Here is a 14,835-nt window from a genome sequence, read left to right on the forward strand (position 1 = left end):
CTGCACGACTGGTTCCGCGCCGGGGCGCGGCGGCTGAGACTGAGGGCGTGACTACCCTCTCCGACACCTCGTCCTGGCTGCCGCTCGACGGACTCGCACCGGGGTTCGACGCGAACAAGGCCCCCGTGGTCGACGACCTCAACGGCCAGGAGTTCGTCCTGCGTGACGACGACGGCGGGCCGGACCGCACGGTCAGGTTCACCGACGCGCACCTCCACTGGGACGACGCGGTCGACGCCGCCGAGACGTTCCTCGTCGACGACGACCTCTACTACGTCCAGTTCCACCCGGCGGCGAACCCGCGCACCGCCGTCTCGCTGGTTCTCGACCTGCGCGACGGCCGGGCGCTGGTGATCACCACCCGGATCGGCGACAGCGGCACGCCCCGTGTCACGCAGGAGTTCCGGCCGGCCACGATCGGCGGCATCACGGCACACGGTCGGGCCATGGCACCGAGCACTGCCCTCATCGGACGCCGGGCCATGTGGGTGTACAGCGAGGAGCACGCCTACGAACACGTCTACCTGAGCCCGCACTGGTACACCTGGCAGTGCCTCGCCGGTCCGGAACGCGGCCTCGCCGACACCGACGAGAACTCCGTGTACCGGGTGCGGCCGGGGATCTACGTCTTCACCTGGCGGGAGAAGGTCATCCCGTGCGCGTCGGTGACCATCGCCGACCACCGCGAAGCCCGCGCGCTGCGCTCGCACGGAGTCCTGTTCGGACTGGACGCCACCGGTGAGAGCTCGACGCATTTCACGTTCGGCGCCACCGGCCGGCTGCTGAGCACCACCGCGCACCCCGACGAGCTCGACCCGGCCAACCATGGCCGCTGACCTGATCCTCACCAACGCCGTCGGGTACACACTGGACGCGACCCGGCCGTGGACGTCGAGCCTCGCCGTCACCGGCGGGAAGATCACCGGCGACACCGAACGCGGACCGGGTACCGAGGTGGTCGACCTCGGCGGCGCGTTCGTCATGCCCGGGCTGGTCGACGTGCACAACCACCACGCGTTGGCCGGGCGTTCGGAACTGTTCGAGCTGACCTTCGGTGTGGACGCGGGGTTCGAGGACATCCTCGACGCCGTCCGCGTGCGTGCCCGCGGCCTCGGTCCGGACGAGTGGCTCACCGGTGGCGCGTGGGCGTCCACTCTGGTGGGTACGCTGTCGGACCCGGCGGCCCGGCGGGCGCTCGACGACGCGGCGGGTGGCCGTCCGGTGATCCTCGCCGACGACAGCAGGCACAACCGGTGGGTCAGCAGCCGGGCGCTGGAACTGGCCGGCATCACCGCGGCGACACCCGATCCACCGGGTGGCGTCGTCGACCGGGACACCGACGGCGAACCCAGTGGGCTGTTGCTGGAAGCCGCCGGGGTCCTGGTCGAGCGGCTGGCCGGTGGGCTCACCGCGGCGCAGCACCGCCGCGCGTCGCAACGAGCGATCGAGATCCTGCACGCCCACGGTGTCACCGCGTTCCAGGACGCGGGGGTGTCCACTGACATCATGGGCGCGTTGAAGTCGCTGGACGAGGCGGGGGAACTCGCCGCGTGGGTGGTTTCGTCGCTGCTCGTCAACGACCCGATCTTCGGTTTCGACCCGGTCGGTGCGCCGTTGCTGGACGTGGCCGGCCGGTACCGCACCGAACACCACCGGCCGGACTTCGTGAAGATCTTCCTGGACGGCGTGCCACCGACCCGCACGGCCGCCTTCCTCGAGCCGTACCTGCCCGACGAGGCCCACGGCGACTGCTTCCACGGCGGCACGACGATGTCCGCCGACGAACTGACCGGATGGCTGCGTACCGCGGCCGAAGCGGGACTGTCAGCCAAGGTGCACTGCACCGGTGACGCCTCGGTGCGGCAACTGCTCGACGCCGTCGAAGCGATCCGCGCGGAGGGCCACACGACGGGGTATCAGGTGGCGCACGGCCAGTTCGTGCACCCGGACGACCTGCCGCGGTTCGCGGCGCTCGGTGTCGCCGCGGACATCTCGCCGTTCCTGTGGGTGCCGGGCGTCATCCAGGAGGCGATCGCCACGGTGCTGCCGGCCGAGCGAGCCGGGCGGATGCAGCCCAACAGGGCACTGCTCGACAGCGGCGCGTTGGTCGCGGGCGGCTCGGACTGGCCGGTCAGCGAGTCGCCGAACGCGTGGGAAGGCATCGCGGGCCTGGTCACGCGGCAGGATCCGTACGGCAGAAGGCCGGGCGCGCTGTGGCCCGAGCAGGCGATCACACTCGCCGAGGCGATCGAGGTGTTCACCTTGAACGGCGCCAAAGCGTGCGGCCTCGACGACGTCACCGGAGCGCTGACACCGGGACGGTCCGCCGATTTCGTCGTACTCGACCGCGATCCGTTCCGGACGGACGACGTCGCGGGGACGAAGGTCGTCGAGACGTGGTTCGCCGGTGAGCGCGTGTTCCAGCGCTGACGAGCTGTCCTCAGAGGAGGGTGTCGAGCCGTCGGTCCGGTGCCCACCTGCCGACTGCTCGTGCCAGGTCCGGGGCGTCCGCGGCGAGCCCGAAGACGTACCGCTTGCCACGGACGCCAGGTACGGGCGGCTCGCCGTTGACCACCCGCAAGCTCAGCGGCGGCTGCGTGTCCACCGGCCGCACGGGAAACACTTCGACCGCCGGATCGCTGCCCGGTACGACGTGGACGGCCTTGATCTGCTCCCAGCGCAGCCCACCGTCGACCTGCCGCCCCCGCCCCAGCCACACTCCGTCGGCGTCGACCGCCAGGACCGGCTTGGCCAGCCGTTTGCGCAGCGAGTACAGGACCACCGCGGCGAGCATCGCGGTGAACAGGACACAGAGGACGGCGGCTTCCGCCCGGTCGAGCACGGGCGCCGGTCCGTTCTCCGGCCCGTGCGCGTTGACCAGGAACGGAATGGACGTGCCGAACGCCGCGTAGAGGCCGGTGAAGACCGGAACGGCCAGCAGGACGACGACGGCCAGCACCATCAGCGGCAGCCCGACGGCCCGTTGCGCCGGGGTCAGCCGGGTACGTCGCTGCCGTGACACCCGCACCACCTCGGCGACCACGGCGTCCGGACCGAACCGGCGTGGCAGCGCCCCCTCCTTGACCACAGCCTGACGATAGCCGACAGGGCGCGTCCGACCTCACGCTTCGGTCAACTCAGGGGCGTGCGAGCGGCGGAGAACCATCGCACCGGCGACCAACGCCAGCGCCACGATGCCCGCCCCGGCGAGGTAGGCCGCGTGGTAGCCGCTCAGCAGCGCCGCGACCGGTTCGGCGCCGCCGGCACGCTGCGTCTCCGTCCGGGTCGCGGACAGGACGGCGAGCGCGGCGAGCCCGAGCGCTCCCCCGACCTGCTGTGTCGTGTTGAACAGGCCGGACGCGAGTCCGGCGTCCTCCGGCGTGGTGCCGGCCATGCCGAGCGCCATCAGCGCGGGCATCGCCATGCCGAACCCGGCGCCCAGCACGATCAGCGCGGGAAGCACGTCGGCGGCGTACACGGCGTCGAGCGGGACGCGGCCGAGCAGGCCGAGCCCGGCGATGATCAGCACGAGCCCGGCTGGCAGCACCCTGCGTTCGCCGAAGCGCGTGTTCAGCTTCGCCGAGAACCCGAGGGACACGACCGCGATCACCGCAGCGGGCGGGATCATCGCGACACCCGTGGCCTGCGGGCTCAGTCCGGCGACCTGCCGCAGGTACAGCACTGTCGTGAACATGAACCCGAACATCGCTCCGACGAGCAGGAACAGGACGACGTTCGCGCCGGACAACCCCCGCAACCTGAACATCCGCAACGGAAGCAGCGGGGTCACCGCTGTGGCCTGCCGGACGACGAACCCGGCAAGCAACGCCAGCGCCGCCGCACCGAAGCCCGCGGTGCGGACCGACGCCCACCCCTGATGCTCGACGGTGGTGATCGTGTACACCAACGTCATCAGCGCGGCCGTCGCGAGCACCGCACCGGGCACGTCCGTTCGTGCCGTGCGGATACCGGGCTGGTGCGGCAGCAGCCGCACCGCGAGGACGAGCGCGACGACGCCGATGGGGACGTTGACCGCGAAAATCCAGTGCCAGCTGGCTGTCTGCGTGATCAGGCCACCAGCCAGGCTGCCGATCGTGCCACCGGAGGCCTGCACGAAGCTGAACGCGCCGATCGCCTTGGCCCGCTCGCCGGGTTCCGGGAACAGCGTGACGATCATGCCCAGCACCACCGCGGTGAGCGCGGCGGCACCGACGCCCTGGACGAAACGAGCGGCCAGCAGCGCGGTCGCGTCCCACGCGAGCCCGCAGAGCGCCGAGGCGACGGTGAACACCGCCAGCCCGGCGAGGAACACGCGCCTGCGGCCGAGGATGTCGCCGAGCCGGCCGAACAACAGCAGCAAGCCGCCGAACGCGATGAGGTAGGCGGTGGTGACCCAGGCCAGGCCGGACTGGCTGAAGCCGAGATCCCGTTGGATCGCGGGCAGCGACACGGCGACGATCGTCTCGTCGACGATCGCCATGAGTGCGGCCGCGCACAGGATGATCAGCGCGAACAGGCGGGTGCGGTCCATCGGGATGCCCTTCTCGGTGCACGATTTGTAACAGGGCACATCGTGTGTGACCATCGGCGCGCGCGGAAGGAGGCACATCCATGTCCCACAGTCACATCGATGTACCCGTCGAGGCAGACGGCACAGGGGGAATCCGCGATGTGATCGAGGAGGCATGCCCGCTGACCGAAGTCATCGACCACGTCGCGGGGAAGTGGAGCATCGGCGTCCTCGTCGCCGCGGCGCACGGGCCGGTCCGGTTCACCGAACTCGAACGCGCCATCAACGGCATCAGCAGGCGGATGCTCACGCTCACCCTGCGCAAACTGGAACGCGACGGCCTGCTGTGCCGCACCGTGTACCCCACCGTGCCACCGAAAGTCGAGTACACGCTCACCGCCATGGCGCAAGAACTGCACGAGACCCTGCGCAGCCTCACCGACTGGGCGGAACGGCACCGCGGCAACATCGCCGCCGCCCAGAAGCACTACGACGCGGCCGAACGCCAGTGACGCTGCGCATCCGGCACACGGCCGCGATGCGATACTCCGGTCGTGCGTGCACACAGTGAGCCCACCTCGTGATCCGCCTGGTTCTCGTCGACGACGAACCGATGGTGCTGGCGCACCTGCGCACGGTTCTGACCTCCGCCGACGACATCGAGGTCGTCGGGACCGCGCAGGACGGTGCCGAGGCGATCGAGGCGGCGACGCGTTTCCGGCCCGACGTGATGCTGATGGACCTGCGGATGCCCGAAGTGGACGGTTTGACCGCGATCGAGCGGATCGCGAAGATGCCGGTGCCGCCCGCGTTGGTCGCGCTGACCACGTTCGACACCGACAGCCACGTGATGAAGGCGCTGCGGGCGGGTGCGTCCGGTTTCCTGCTGAAGACGACGCCGCCGGAGGACCTCATCAGCCTGGTCCGTGTCGCCGCGGACGGCCACACAGTGATGTCCAAGCAAGCCACGCGTCGTGTCATGACCGCTTCGGCGGGCGAGCACCAGCGCGGGGAGGCGGCCAGGGCGCGTGTCGGTGAACTCACCGGACGCGAGGTCGACCTGCTGCGGTGCCTTGGCGAAGGCATGTCGAACGCCGCCGTCGCCGCGAAACTCCACCTGTCCGAGGCGACCGTGAAGAGCTACGTGTCGCGGATGCTCGCCAAGCTCCGCTGCGACAACCGCACCCAGGCGGGTCTGCTGGCGCACGAAGCGGGACTGATGGGCTGAGCCTTGCCTGACCTCACCACCGCCCGACCCACCCGCAGGCAGCTGATCACGCAGGTCAGCGTCGCTTTCGCGTTCGCCATGATCGATCTCGCGATCTGCCTCAACAGCGGGCCGACGACCGGCTGGGCGGGCCCGCGCGCCGACCTGGTGCTGCTGCTGGTGGTCGACGCGTCGCTCGTGCTGGCCGGCCGGTTCACGCGCACGGTCGCCGGGCTGACCATTCTGGCCGGGTTGCTGACGTTGTACTCGGACGCGTTCGCCCCCGGGCTGTTCGCCCCGGTCGAACCGGCCAGCCCGTTGACGCTGCCGCGGATCGCCCCGATCGTGGTGATCTTCCTGGTCCAGCGTGAACCGCAGCGGGTCGCGTTCCCGCTGATCGGGTTGCTCGCGCTGATCGGCAGCAGGCCGTGGACGCCGAGCTGGACGGTCACGCCGGTCGGGTTGCTGAGCACGATCGGCCCCGCTGTGGTGGTGCTGTACCTCAACGCGCGCAAGGAATTGCTGCAGTCGCTTCGTGACCGTGCCGAGCGGGCTGAACGTGAGAAGCACCTGCTGGCCGAGCAGGCGCGGTCGGAGGAACGCCGCAGGCTCGCCGCCGAGATGCACGACGTGCTCACCCACGGGCTGAGCCTGATGGTGCTGCAGGCGGACGCGCTGGGCGTGACATCGACCGACCCGGCAGTGCGCAAGGCCGCCAAGGACATCCGCTCGGCGGGCAGCGGCGCGCTCGACGAACTGCGTGACCTGGTCGGCGTGCTCAACAGTGATCCGGTCGACGCCGACGAGCGGCCGTTGGCTGCCGTCAAGGCCGATCAGGCCCCGGATCCGGCGGATCCGGCGCGTGAATCGACGGCCGCGGGCCTGCCGGTCGAGCTGGAGGTGACGGGTGAGCGGTCCGTGATGTCGCCTGCCATTGCCCGCACAGCGCACCGGATCGTGCAGGAGGCGTTGACGAACACGCGCAAGCACGCGCCGGGCGCCGAGGTGCGGGTCCGGCTGGACTACCGGCCGGACAGGGTTTCGGTGCGGGTGCGCAACTCCGCCGCCGCCCGCCCGCCGGACGAGGTGCTGGCGGGCAGCGGTTCGGGGTTCGGTCTGTCCGGCATCGGCCACCGCGTCGACGTGATCGGCGGGACGCTGACCGCCGGACCGACCGGGGACGGCGGGTTCGAGGTGGCGGCGCGGCTGCCGACGTACGTACCGACGAACGACAACCGCCGCAAGCCGGGCTGAACCCGCGTCAGGACATGAAGAAGCCGCGGCGGCCCGGGCGCGTCTTCTTGCGCATCGAGACACCGCGGCCGAGGAACGTCAGACCGGCGAGGACGGTCACCACCCCGCCGATCACGCCGACGGAGTCACCCGCGCTCAGGACGATTCCCGAGATCCCGGCCACCAGCAGGCCGAGTCCGACGGCCATCGAGGCGGCGGGACGGCCTTTCCTGTCGCGGGCCATGTCAGTCTCCTTTGGACGAATCGGGTGCTGTCGCCTGTCGAGTCAACACGGTCACCCCCGCCCGGCGCAGTCATCGAAAGTTGTCATCCGGACCGCCGAAGGTGGTCAGCGGTGGCCCCCTTCTCCGGTAGCGGCACCGCGGCGTGCCCATTTGGATGGAGCCGAACCGGAATGGGGGGCAAGCTTGATCACCGCACGGAACCTCACCAAGCGATACGGCGCCACGACTGCCGTCGACGACTTGTCGTTCGACATCAAGCCCGGGGTCGTCACCGGCTTCCTCGGGCCCAACGGCGCGGGGAAATCCACCACGATGCGGATGATCCTCGGCCTCGACACGCCGACCAGCGGAGCGGTGACCGTCGGCGGCAAGTCCTATCGGGACCTGCCCGCGCCGGTGCGCGAGGTGGGCGCGCTGCTGGACGCCAAGGCCGTGCACGGCGCACGCACGGCGTACCGGCATCTGCAGTGGGTCGCGCAGGCCGGCGGTATTCCGCGCCGCAGAGTCGGCGAAGTGCTCGACCTGGCCGGGCTGGCGAAGGTCGCGGGCAAGAAGGTCGGTTCGTTCTCGCTGGGCATGTACCAGCGGCTCGGCATCGCGACCGCGTTGCTCGGCGACCCGCCGGTGCTGCTGTTCGACGAGCCGGTGAACGGGCTGGACCCGGAAGGCATCCTGTGGATCCGCACGCTGATGCGGGATCTGGCCACCGAGGGCCGCACGGTGTTCGTCTCCAGCCACCTGATGAACGAGATGGAGGAGACGGCCGGGCACGTGGTCGTCATCGGCCGGGGCACGCTGATCGCGGACATGCCCATCGAGGAGTTCACCCGCAGCGACGCGCACAGCCACGTGCACGTGGTGTCGCCGCACGCGGACGAGCTGGCCCGGGTGCTGACGGACGTGGGCGCCGCGGTCACGCGTGGCCCGGCCGGTTCGTTCGACGTGACCGGGCTGGACGCGGCGAAGATCGGCGATCTGGCGTTGGAGCACCGCCTCGGTGTGCACGAACTGACGCCGGTGCGCGCCAGCCTGGAAACCGCGTTCATGGATCTGACGCGCGAAAGCGTCCAGTACCGCCCGACCGCACCCGGCAAGGAACGATGATGACGACAGCAATCACGCCTGGCCTGGGCAACACCTTGGCCGCGGAGTGGACGAAACTCCGCTCGGTCCGCTCCACGTGGGTGATCGTGATCGCCGCGTTCGTGGTCAGCGTCGGTTTCTCGGTGCTGTTCAGCTTCGTGACCGAACAGGCCTACCCGAGCCTGCCTGCCGAGCAGCGCAGCAGCTTCGACCCGGCGGGGACCAGCATGGTCGGGATGAACCTCGGCCTGATCACCATCGCGGTGCTGGGGGCGCTGGCGACCTCGGCGGAGTACTCGACCGGCATGATCCGGCTGACCCTGTCGGTCACACCGAGCCGCGGCCGAGTCCTCGCGGCGAAGGCGATCGTGGCCGGGCTGCTCGGTTTCGTGCTGGGCACGGTCTTCGCGGCACTGGCGTTCCTGATCGGCCAGGCGATCCTGGGCATCGGCCCGGCGGTGCCGACGCTCGCCATCGGCCGCCCGGAGGTGCTGCGCAGCCTGCTGGGCTGGGGCGTGGAGATGGCGGCGTTCAGCCTGCTGGCGCTGTCGTTCGCGGTGATGATGCGCAGTGCGGCCGGCGCCATCGCGACCACGATCGGGCTCATCTTCGTACCGGCGATCCTGGGCGCGTTCCTGCCGGTGTGGGCGCAGCGCCACGTTCTCGCGTACTTCCCGGCAGCCGCGGCCGAACAGCTCAGCACAGCGCGGCTCGAACCGGACTCGGCGACGTATCTGGGGCCGGTCACCGGCGCCGGCACGTTGGTGACGTGGGTCGCGGTCGCCATGGTTGTGGCATTTTCCCTGAAGGGCAAACGAGATTCGGGCTGACACACAGCCGACCGGCCACCGGCGGCGCGATGGCGCCGGTGAGGTTGCCGCCGATCAGCGAGACACGGAGTACTGGCCCTGGGCGTGCACCGGAACCAGGCCTTCGACAGTGTTACCGGCCGAAGTGTCCACTATGAACGAATTGCGGCACGTGGCTCGAGCCGCGTGCCCCGGACTGGGCCTGCGGGCCTAGGCGACCCTCAGCCGGAAGTCGTATTCCCCTAGGGGATGATCTCGACCTGTCGTCGGATGCACCAGGACGGTACCTTGCAGAACACTTTCCCCATGACTCAAGCTCCGCCGGCGATCGAACCCGTCACAAGAGGATCGGTCCGCCGTGCGGTCACGACGCTCCGGCAGCGCCTGCCGTTCACCAGCACGGTCGTGCTCGCCACGCTCGTGCTGGCCGTCGCGACCGGGGCACTGTGGAACGCTGCCGAGGACCGCGCGGCCTACCCGTTCGTCGCCTACGGAGTGTCGTCGCTGGAAGCCGGTCGGTGGTGGACGATGCTCACCGGCCCGTTCTTCGCCGTCGTCCCCTGGTACTACTTGCCGATGGTGGGCAGCTTCGCCCTCTTTGCCGGTTTTGCCGAGTGGCGACTGGGGACGCGGCGCGCGATGGCCGTGACGATCGGTGGCCAGTTCGTTTCCGTGCTCGTCGCGACCCAGTTCCTCGCGCTGTGCCGTAACTCCGGCTGGCTGTGGGCCGAGCGCGTCGCGGGCAGCCTTGACGTCGGGTTCTCCGGTGGTGCGCTCGCCGCGGTCGCCGTCGCCAGTGCGACGTTGCGCGCGCCGTGGCGGCTGCGGTTGCGGGCCGGGCTCTGCGTGTACGCCGCCGTCACGATCATCTACGTCGGCACCCTCGCCGACCTCGTGCACTTCTTCGCGTTGCTGCTGGCGATCCCGGTGGGGAAACGGCTTGCCGGCGCGCGCCGGGCGCCTGACGTGGCGGGGCCGAACGTGCGGGAGTGGCGGCTGTTGACCGTGGCCGGTCTGCTGCTGCTCACCATCGCCGAGGTCGTCATGTTCTTCGTGCCGGGGACCGGGCCGTTCGGATCGGCGGACGGGGTGTCGCTGTCCGCGCCCGAGCTGGCGCTCCTGGTCGTGCTGGTGGTGCCGATGGTCAACGGGCTGCGCAAGGGCAGCCGGGTCGCGTGGCGCTGGGCGGCGGGCCTGTCCGCGTTCGTGACGCTGCAGGCCCTGGTGATCGCGACGCTGGTCGGGCTGGCCAACGTGTTCGGTGGCGAGTACGACACCGTGGGGCTGCCGCTGTTCTTCGTGGACAATCTGCTGTGGATGGTCGAACTGATCGTCCTGCTCGTCGGGCGGCGCGCTTTCCGCGTGCCTTCGCGGCGCCGGTTGCGTCGCCACGTGCAGCGCCCGGGGCCCGCGCTGGTCCGTACGCTGCTCGGGCGGCATGGCGGCAGCACGCTGTCGTGGATGACGACGTGGCCGTCCAACACGTACTTCGTCCGTGCGGACGGCCGGTCCTACCTCGCCTACCGCCGTCACGCCGGGGTCGCCGTCGCGCTCGGCGACCCGATCGCGCCGGACGGCACGGCGGCCGCGACGGTCACCGAGTTCACCGCGATGTGTGAGAACTCCGGCCTGGTGCCGTGCGTGTTCTCGGCGACCGAAACCACTGTGGCGACAACGCGTGAGCTGGGCTGGAAACACGTCCAGGTGGCTGAGGACAACGTGCTCGACCTCGCTGACCTGGAGTTCCGCGGCAAGGCGTGGCAGGACGTCCGGACGGCGCTGAACAGGGCCGCGAAGCAGGACATCGAGTTCCGGCTGGTCCGCCTGGCCGACCAGCCGGAACCCATCCTCGCCCAGGTGCGGGCGTTGTCCGAGGAGTGGATGGCGGGCAAGGACATGCCGGAGATGGGGTTCACCCTTGGCGGGCTCGACGAGGCGATGGACCCGGCGACCCGAGTCGGCCTCGCGGTGGACGCCGAAGGCACAGTGCACGGCGTGACGTCGTGGCTGCCGGTGCACACGGGTGCGGGTGAGGTCGGCGGCTGGACGCTGGATGTCATGCGCCGCAGCACCCACGGGTTCCGCCCGGTGATGGAGTTCCTCATCGCGTCGGCTTGCCTGGCGTTCCGCGCGGAGGGGGCGCGGTTCCTGTCGCTGTCGGGTGCGCCGCTGGCCCGCAGCCGCGAGGGTGGCCACAGCTGCCTGGTCGAGCGGGCGCTGGAGTCGCTGGGAAAGCTGATGGAGCCGTACTACGGATTCCGTTCGCTGCACGCGTTCAAGGCGAAGTTCCAGCCCCGGCGCGTCCCGCTCTACCTGGCCTTCCGCGACGAGGCCGACCTGCCTCGGATCGGGCTGGCGCTGAGCCGCGCGTACCTGCCCGATGTCCGGCTGCGCGAGCTCGTCCGGCGGCTGTCCCGCCGTCCGGCGATCTCCCGCGAGGGGTCAACTGGTCGCCTGCTGGCGTCGATGCCGCGTCGCGTTCGCCAGGCCGTTGACTGACGACCTACGAGGATTCGGCGTCCGGTACCGGTTTCTGCGACACCCCGAGCAGCCGGGGCTGCCGGGGCCGGGCCTCGATGTGGTGCATGCCCAGCGCGAACAGCATGATCACGAACGGAGTCAGCAGCGCGATCCACATGTCGCTTGGGATACCCACCCGGTCCGTGCCTAACCGGCGCGCGACGTGACGTGATCAATGCGATCCTGGGAACATGCCCCATCCGCGCCGGCAACTGGAGCGGATCCGGGACGGCGATGGCCCAGGCGCGGACCAGGCCCGGATCGCGATGACCGCCGAGGCGCGGCCCGAGCAACTGCGGGCCGCCATTCTCGCGCTGGTCCACGCCCGAGGGGCGGACAGCAGCATCTGTCCGTCCGACGCGGCCAGGGCAGTCGCCGGCGACTGGCGTCCGCTGATGCCCGAGGCGGTGGACCTGGCCAGAAATCTGGCCAGGTCCGGAGCGGTTCAGCTCACCCAGCGGGACCGGCTGCTCGGCCCGGACGACGAGTGGCAGGGACCGATCCGGATCCGGCTGCCCCGGCGATCCGATGGCTGAGCCACCCCGCACACCGGACGGGCACTTCGTCGTGATCGACGGCCGTCGCTGGCGGGCCACCGATCCCGAGATCCCAGCGGAAGCAGCCGCGCGGTTGCGCAGTCTGCTGATGCGGGCCCGGCGGGACGTCGGCGCGGCCCGCCGGGCGCAGGACACCGAGGCGGAACGAGAAGCCCGGGATCGCGTGCACGCCGCCAAAGTCGCGCTGGGCGAGCGGGGTGTTCCTTGGTGGGAGCAGGATTCCGCCGCACGGCGGCAGCGCTGGCAGCACGGGCTGGCCACGCTGGACCGGTGATCGCCCCCGGCGGCTCGTTCCCGGACCTGGGCCGGTCGATGCGAGGATGGTTCACCAATGAACCACGACGCCGGACAGGACGGGACGACACGGTGACCGGACAGCCGAGGCCTGCGCAGTTCAGCTGCCAGGTGCACCAGCACGACCAAGCGCTCGTCCTCTCCGTTGCCGGGCCCTTGGACCTCGCCACACAGCCCGCGTTCGCCGAGGCGGTGCGCAGCGCCTTACGAACGGACGCGTCATCAGTCGTCGTGGACCTCGCCGCCGTGACCTTCATGGCATCACCGGGCCTCGCTGTCCTGGTGGAGGCGCTGGAGGAGTCGATGCGCGCGAACAAGAGCCTGCACGTGGTGGTCGGCGACACGGTCGCCGCGCGGTCGATCGAAGTCACCGGTCTGGGGCAGGTGCTTCCGTTGGCGCCGGACGTGCGGACCGCGCTCGACGGCTGAGCCGCGTCCACACTCGGCTCACCGCCGAGCCGAAACCGGTCCGAGCCCGGATTCCCGGCCTGTTTCCCACCCCGGCGGAGAAGAGGACACATTCTGACCGCTATGGCGGGCAGACTGTGTCAGTGACCGTATTGACCTCCAGGGCGCTCAACCGTGCGGCGCTCGCACGCCAGATGCTGCTCGAACGCACCGACCTGCCGGTGTACGACGCCGTCGCACACCTGTGCGGCATGCAAGCGCAGGAACCGCAGGAACCGTCCATCGGGCTCTGGTCACGGCTGCGCGCCTTCGACCCGGCCGGCCTCGACGACCTGGTCACCGAACGGCGCCTGGTGCGCACCCACCTCATGCGGCGCACGATCCACCTCGTCACCGCCGACGACGCGGTGGCCTGGCGGGCACGCCACGACCCCATGCTGCACCAGCGGGTGATGGGCGTTTACCGCAGTGAGCTGGACGGAGTGGACCTCGAGGAGCTCACCGCCGCGGCGTACGCGCAGCTGGCCGACGGCGAGCCCCGCACGATGAGCGATCTCGGCCGGTCGATGCTCGAGCGCTGGCCGTCGAGCACCCAGCGTGCGCTGGGCGAACTGGTGGCCGCCGTCCTCGTCCCGATGGTGCAGCTGCCACCGCGCGGGCTGTGGCGCGCGAAGGGCGGCGCCCGCATGGTGCCGATCGCCTCGTGGCTGGGGCGGGAGGTCGACCCGCCCGCCCCGGACGGTACCGACCCGGTCGGCGAGACACTGGCACTGCGCTACCTCGCCGCGTACGGACCCGCCACCGTCGCCGATCTGCGCGCCTGGTGCGGCCTCGCCGGACTGCCCGGCGCGGTGAAGGCAGTCCGCGAGCAGCTGGTCACGTTCCGCGATGAACACGGCCGTGAACTGGTCGATCTCCCGAACGCGCCACGCCCCGACCCCGACACACCCGCCCCGGTCCGCTTCCTGCCCGCGTTCGAGAACGCGATCCTCGGCTACCAGGACCGCAGCCGGATCATCGACGACGCTGACCGCAATCTGTCCATCGCGGGCGCACGCGTCGTGCTGGTCGACGGCAGGGTCACCGCCACGTGGACCGTCGATGCGGACACCGTCATCGTCACGCCACTGCGTGGCTTGTCCCGGTCCGAACGCACCGCCGTCACCGAGGAAGGGCATGAGCTGGCGGCGTTCCTCTCCGACAAGGAGAGCGACCGGGTAAAGATCGCATAGGGGACACGCTCTGGCTGGTCAAACGACCGGGGACACACGACCCATAGGCTTCGGGCCGTGCTCCCTACCGCTCCCGCACCTGACGCCGTGTGGTCTCGCTACGGCGACAAGCGCCATCTGGTGTTCGTGCTCGCCGGCGTCCTGGTGTTCGGGGGTTTGACGGCTCTCGGCATCAACGCGTTCGTGAGCGGTGATTTCGACAGCGGCACCGAACAGGTGATCGGCGGGATCATCACCGGATTTCTGACGTTGGGCCTGGTGTTCTGCGGTTACGCCGCGGTGACGTTTCCGGCCAGGCGCCACCGCCTGCCAGGCGTGGCCGTCGACGCCGCCGGGGTGTGGTGGTACCGCGAGCGGGCCGCGACCCTCGTGCCTTGGCCGGATATCGCGGGCGTCGGCGTGGGCTACCTGCGGGCACCCGCGGCGGCGGTCGCGGGTGGTTCGTCGCTCGGCCGGCGCAGGAACTTCGCGTTCGAGGTCTTCCTGCGCGTCCCGGGCCTGCCGGCGAGGTCCGTCCTGCGGACGTGGGCCGCGACCGAACCACCGCCCGTGCCCAGCCTTCCCGCCGACCGGCTCCGGTTCGTGGTCATCACCGGAGGCGACCGGCACGACCTCCAGGCCGCGGTCCAGCGCCACGCCCCGAGGCTGTGGGTGGGCGAGTACGAGCGGGAGTGGACGAGGTTGGGCGCGTTCGGGAAGTGACACCACGGCGGCGGGCCGGCTCGCGTGGAGCCGGC

Annotated in this window: 17 protein-coding genes; 13 read left to right on the forward strand and 4 right to left on the reverse strand. The window is 70.6% G+C overall.

Annotated features, from left to right (window positions below):
- The first annotated feature begins 47 nt into the window (after positions 1-47).
- Together AOZ06_RS30090 and AOZ06_RS30095 are read left to right on the forward strand one after the other, a co-directional pair.
- Entirely contained in the window at positions 48-836 is a 789-nt protein-coding gene (locus tag AOZ06_RS30090; RefSeq protein ID WP_054292487.1) for a molybdenum cofactor biosynthesis F family protein, read from the forward strand.
- On the forward strand, positions 826-2,430 hold the full coding sequence (locus AOZ06_RS30095; protein ID WP_054292488.1) for an amidohydrolase: 1,605 nt from the start codon (positions 826-828) through the stop codon (positions 2,428-2,430). Before AOZ06_RS30090 ends, AOZ06_RS30095 begins: the two co-directional genes overlap by 11 nt.
- A gap of 10 nt (positions 2,431-2,440) precedes the next feature.
- Here AOZ06_RS30095 and AOZ06_RS30100 read toward each other — a convergent pair whose 3' ends face one another.
- Both AOZ06_RS30100 and AOZ06_RS30105 read right to left on the reverse strand, forming a co-directional pair.
- Complete coding sequence (locus AOZ06_RS30100; protein WP_054292489.1) at positions 2,441-3,088, reverse strand: hypothetical protein; 648 nt, start codon at positions 3,086-3,088, stop codon at positions 2,441-2,443.
- Between the two features lie 33 nt (positions 3,089-3,121).
- A complete protein-coding gene (locus tag AOZ06_RS30105; protein ID WP_083472755.1) occupies positions 3,122-4,531 on the reverse strand; it encodes a DHA2 family efflux MFS transporter permease subunit in 1,410 nt (469 codons plus the stop codon).
- Between the two features lie 80 nt (positions 4,532-4,611).
- On the opposite strand from AOZ06_RS30105, the gene AOZ06_RS30110 reads away from it, so the two are divergent.
- The 3 genes from AOZ06_RS30110 (at position 4,612) to AOZ06_RS30120 (ending at position 6,971) form a co-directional block, all read left to right on the forward strand.
- Complete coding sequence (locus tag AOZ06_RS30110) at positions 4,612-5,022, forward strand: winged helix-turn-helix transcriptional regulator (RefSeq protein WP_083472029.1); 411 nt, start codon at positions 4,612-4,614, stop codon at positions 5,020-5,022.
- A 68-nt stretch (positions 5,023-5,090) separates the two neighbouring features.
- A complete protein-coding gene (locus AOZ06_RS30115) occupies positions 5,091-5,738 on the forward strand; it encodes a response regulator (protein WP_054292490.1) in 648 nt (215 codons plus the stop codon).
- A gap of 3 nt (positions 5,739-5,741) precedes the next feature.
- Positions 5,742-6,971 (forward strand): sensor histidine kinase, encoded by a 1,230-nt coding sequence (locus AOZ06_RS30120; RefSeq protein WP_054292491.1) that lies wholly within the window; start codon positions 5,742-5,744, stop codon positions 6,969-6,971.
- 7 nt (positions 6,972-6,978) lie between these two features.
- Here AOZ06_RS30120 and AOZ06_RS30125 read toward each other — a convergent pair whose 3' ends face one another.
- Positions 6,979-7,194: a hypothetical protein gene (locus tag AOZ06_RS30125; RefSeq protein ID WP_054292492.1), complete on the reverse strand. Its 216-nt coding sequence runs from the start codon at positions 7,192-7,194 to the stop codon at positions 6,979-6,981.
- Between the two features lie 184 nt (positions 7,195-7,378).
- On the opposite strand from AOZ06_RS30125, the gene AOZ06_RS30130 reads away from it, so the two are divergent.
- The 3 genes from AOZ06_RS30130 to AOZ06_RS30140 all read left to right on the forward strand — a co-directional run bounded on the left by AOZ06_RS30130 (position 7,379) and on the right by AOZ06_RS30140 (position 11,586).
- Entirely contained in the window at positions 7,379-8,299 is a 921-nt protein-coding gene (locus tag AOZ06_RS30130; RefSeq protein ID WP_054292493.1) for an ABC transporter ATP-binding protein, read from the forward strand.
- Positions 8,299-9,108, forward strand: coding sequence for an ABC transporter permease (locus AOZ06_RS30135; RefSeq protein ID WP_225952944.1), 810 nt, complete (start codon positions 8,299-8,301; stop codon positions 9,106-9,108). Before AOZ06_RS30130 ends, AOZ06_RS30135 begins: the two co-directional genes overlap by 1 nt.
- A gap of 285 nt (positions 9,109-9,393) precedes the next feature.
- Complete coding sequence (locus AOZ06_RS30140) at positions 9,394-11,586, forward strand: bifunctional lysylphosphatidylglycerol flippase/synthetase MprF (protein ID WP_083472757.1); 2,193 nt, start codon at positions 9,394-9,396, stop codon at positions 11,584-11,586.
- A gap of 4 nt (positions 11,587-11,590) precedes the next feature.
- Here AOZ06_RS30140 and AOZ06_RS61345 read toward each other — a convergent pair whose 3' ends face one another.
- Positions 11,591-11,725 (reverse strand): hypothetical protein, encoded by a 135-nt coding sequence (locus AOZ06_RS61345; RefSeq protein WP_257721429.1) that lies wholly within the window; start codon positions 11,723-11,725, stop codon positions 11,591-11,593.
- 73 nt (positions 11,726-11,798) lie between these two features.
- On the opposite strand from AOZ06_RS61345, the gene AOZ06_RS30145 reads away from it, so the two are divergent.
- The 5 genes from AOZ06_RS30145 (at position 11,799) to AOZ06_RS30165 (ending at position 14,800) form a co-directional block, all read left to right on the forward strand.
- The gene (locus AOZ06_RS30145; protein WP_054292495.1) at positions 11,799-12,143 is read left to right on the forward strand and encodes a DUF3253 domain-containing protein; all 345 of its coding nucleotides are present in this window, start codon (positions 11,799-11,801) and stop codon (positions 12,141-12,143) included.
- A complete protein-coding gene (locus AOZ06_RS30150; RefSeq protein WP_054292496.1) occupies positions 12,136-12,438 on the forward strand; it encodes a hypothetical protein in 303 nt (100 codons plus the stop codon). Before AOZ06_RS30145 ends, AOZ06_RS30150 begins: the two co-directional genes overlap by 8 nt.
- A complete protein-coding gene (locus tag AOZ06_RS30155) occupies positions 12,435-12,887 on the forward strand; it encodes an STAS domain-containing protein (protein WP_054292497.1) in 453 nt (150 codons plus the stop codon). The genes AOZ06_RS30150 and AOZ06_RS30155 overlap by 4 nt, the downstream gene beginning before the upstream one ends.
- A 122-nt stretch (positions 12,888-13,009) precedes the next feature.
- A complete protein-coding gene (locus AOZ06_RS30160) occupies positions 13,010-14,098 on the forward strand; it encodes a winged helix DNA-binding domain-containing protein (RefSeq protein WP_054292498.1) in 1,089 nt (362 codons plus the stop codon).
- A gap of 57 nt (positions 14,099-14,155) precedes the next feature.
- A complete protein-coding gene (locus AOZ06_RS30165; RefSeq protein WP_157233343.1) occupies positions 14,156-14,800 on the forward strand; it encodes a hypothetical protein in 645 nt (214 codons plus the stop codon).
- Positions 14,801-14,835: the final 35 nt, after the last annotated feature.

This window comes from Kibdelosporangium phytohabitans (genome assembly GCF_001302585.1).
Classification (GTDB): domain Bacteria; phylum Actinomycetota; class Actinomycetes; order Mycobacteriales; family Pseudonocardiaceae; genus Kibdelosporangium; species Kibdelosporangium phytohabitans.

Bases quoted from the DNA above. Each gene is read 5' to 3' on its own strand.
- AOZ06_RS30095 (WP_054292488.1), top strand. From the start codon at position 826: ATGGCCGCTGACCTGATCCTCACCAACGCCGTCGGGTACACACTGGAC.
- AOZ06_RS30105 (WP_083472755.1), bottom strand. From the start codon at position 4,531: ATGGACCGCACCCGCCTGTTCGCGCTGATCATCCTGTGCGCGGCCGCA.
- AOZ06_RS30110 (WP_083472029.1), top strand. From the start codon at position 4,612: ATGTCCCACAGTCACATCGATGTACCCGTCGAGGCAGACGGCACAGGG.
- AOZ06_RS30125 (WP_054292492.1), bottom strand. From the start codon at position 7,194: ATGGCCCGCGACAGGAAAGGCCGTCCCGCCGCCTCGATGGCCGTCGGA.
- AOZ06_RS30135 (WP_225952944.1), top strand. From the start codon at position 8,299: ATGACGACAGCAATCACGCCTGGCCTGGGCAACACCTTGGCCGCGGAG.
- AOZ06_RS30140 (WP_083472757.1), top strand. From the start codon at position 9,394: ATGACTCAAGCTCCGCCGGCGATCGAACCCGTCACAAGAGGATCGGTC.
- AOZ06_RS61345 (WP_257721429.1), bottom strand. From the start codon at position 11,725: ATGTGGATCGCGCTGCTGACTCCGTTCGTGATCATGCTGTTCGCGCTG.
- AOZ06_RS30145 (WP_054292495.1), top strand. From the start codon at position 11,799: ATGCCCCATCCGCGCCGGCAACTGGAGCGGATCCGGGACGGCGATGGC.
- AOZ06_RS30150 (WP_054292496.1), top strand. From the start codon at position 12,136: ATGGCTGAGCCACCCCGCACACCGGACGGGCACTTCGTCGTGATCGAC.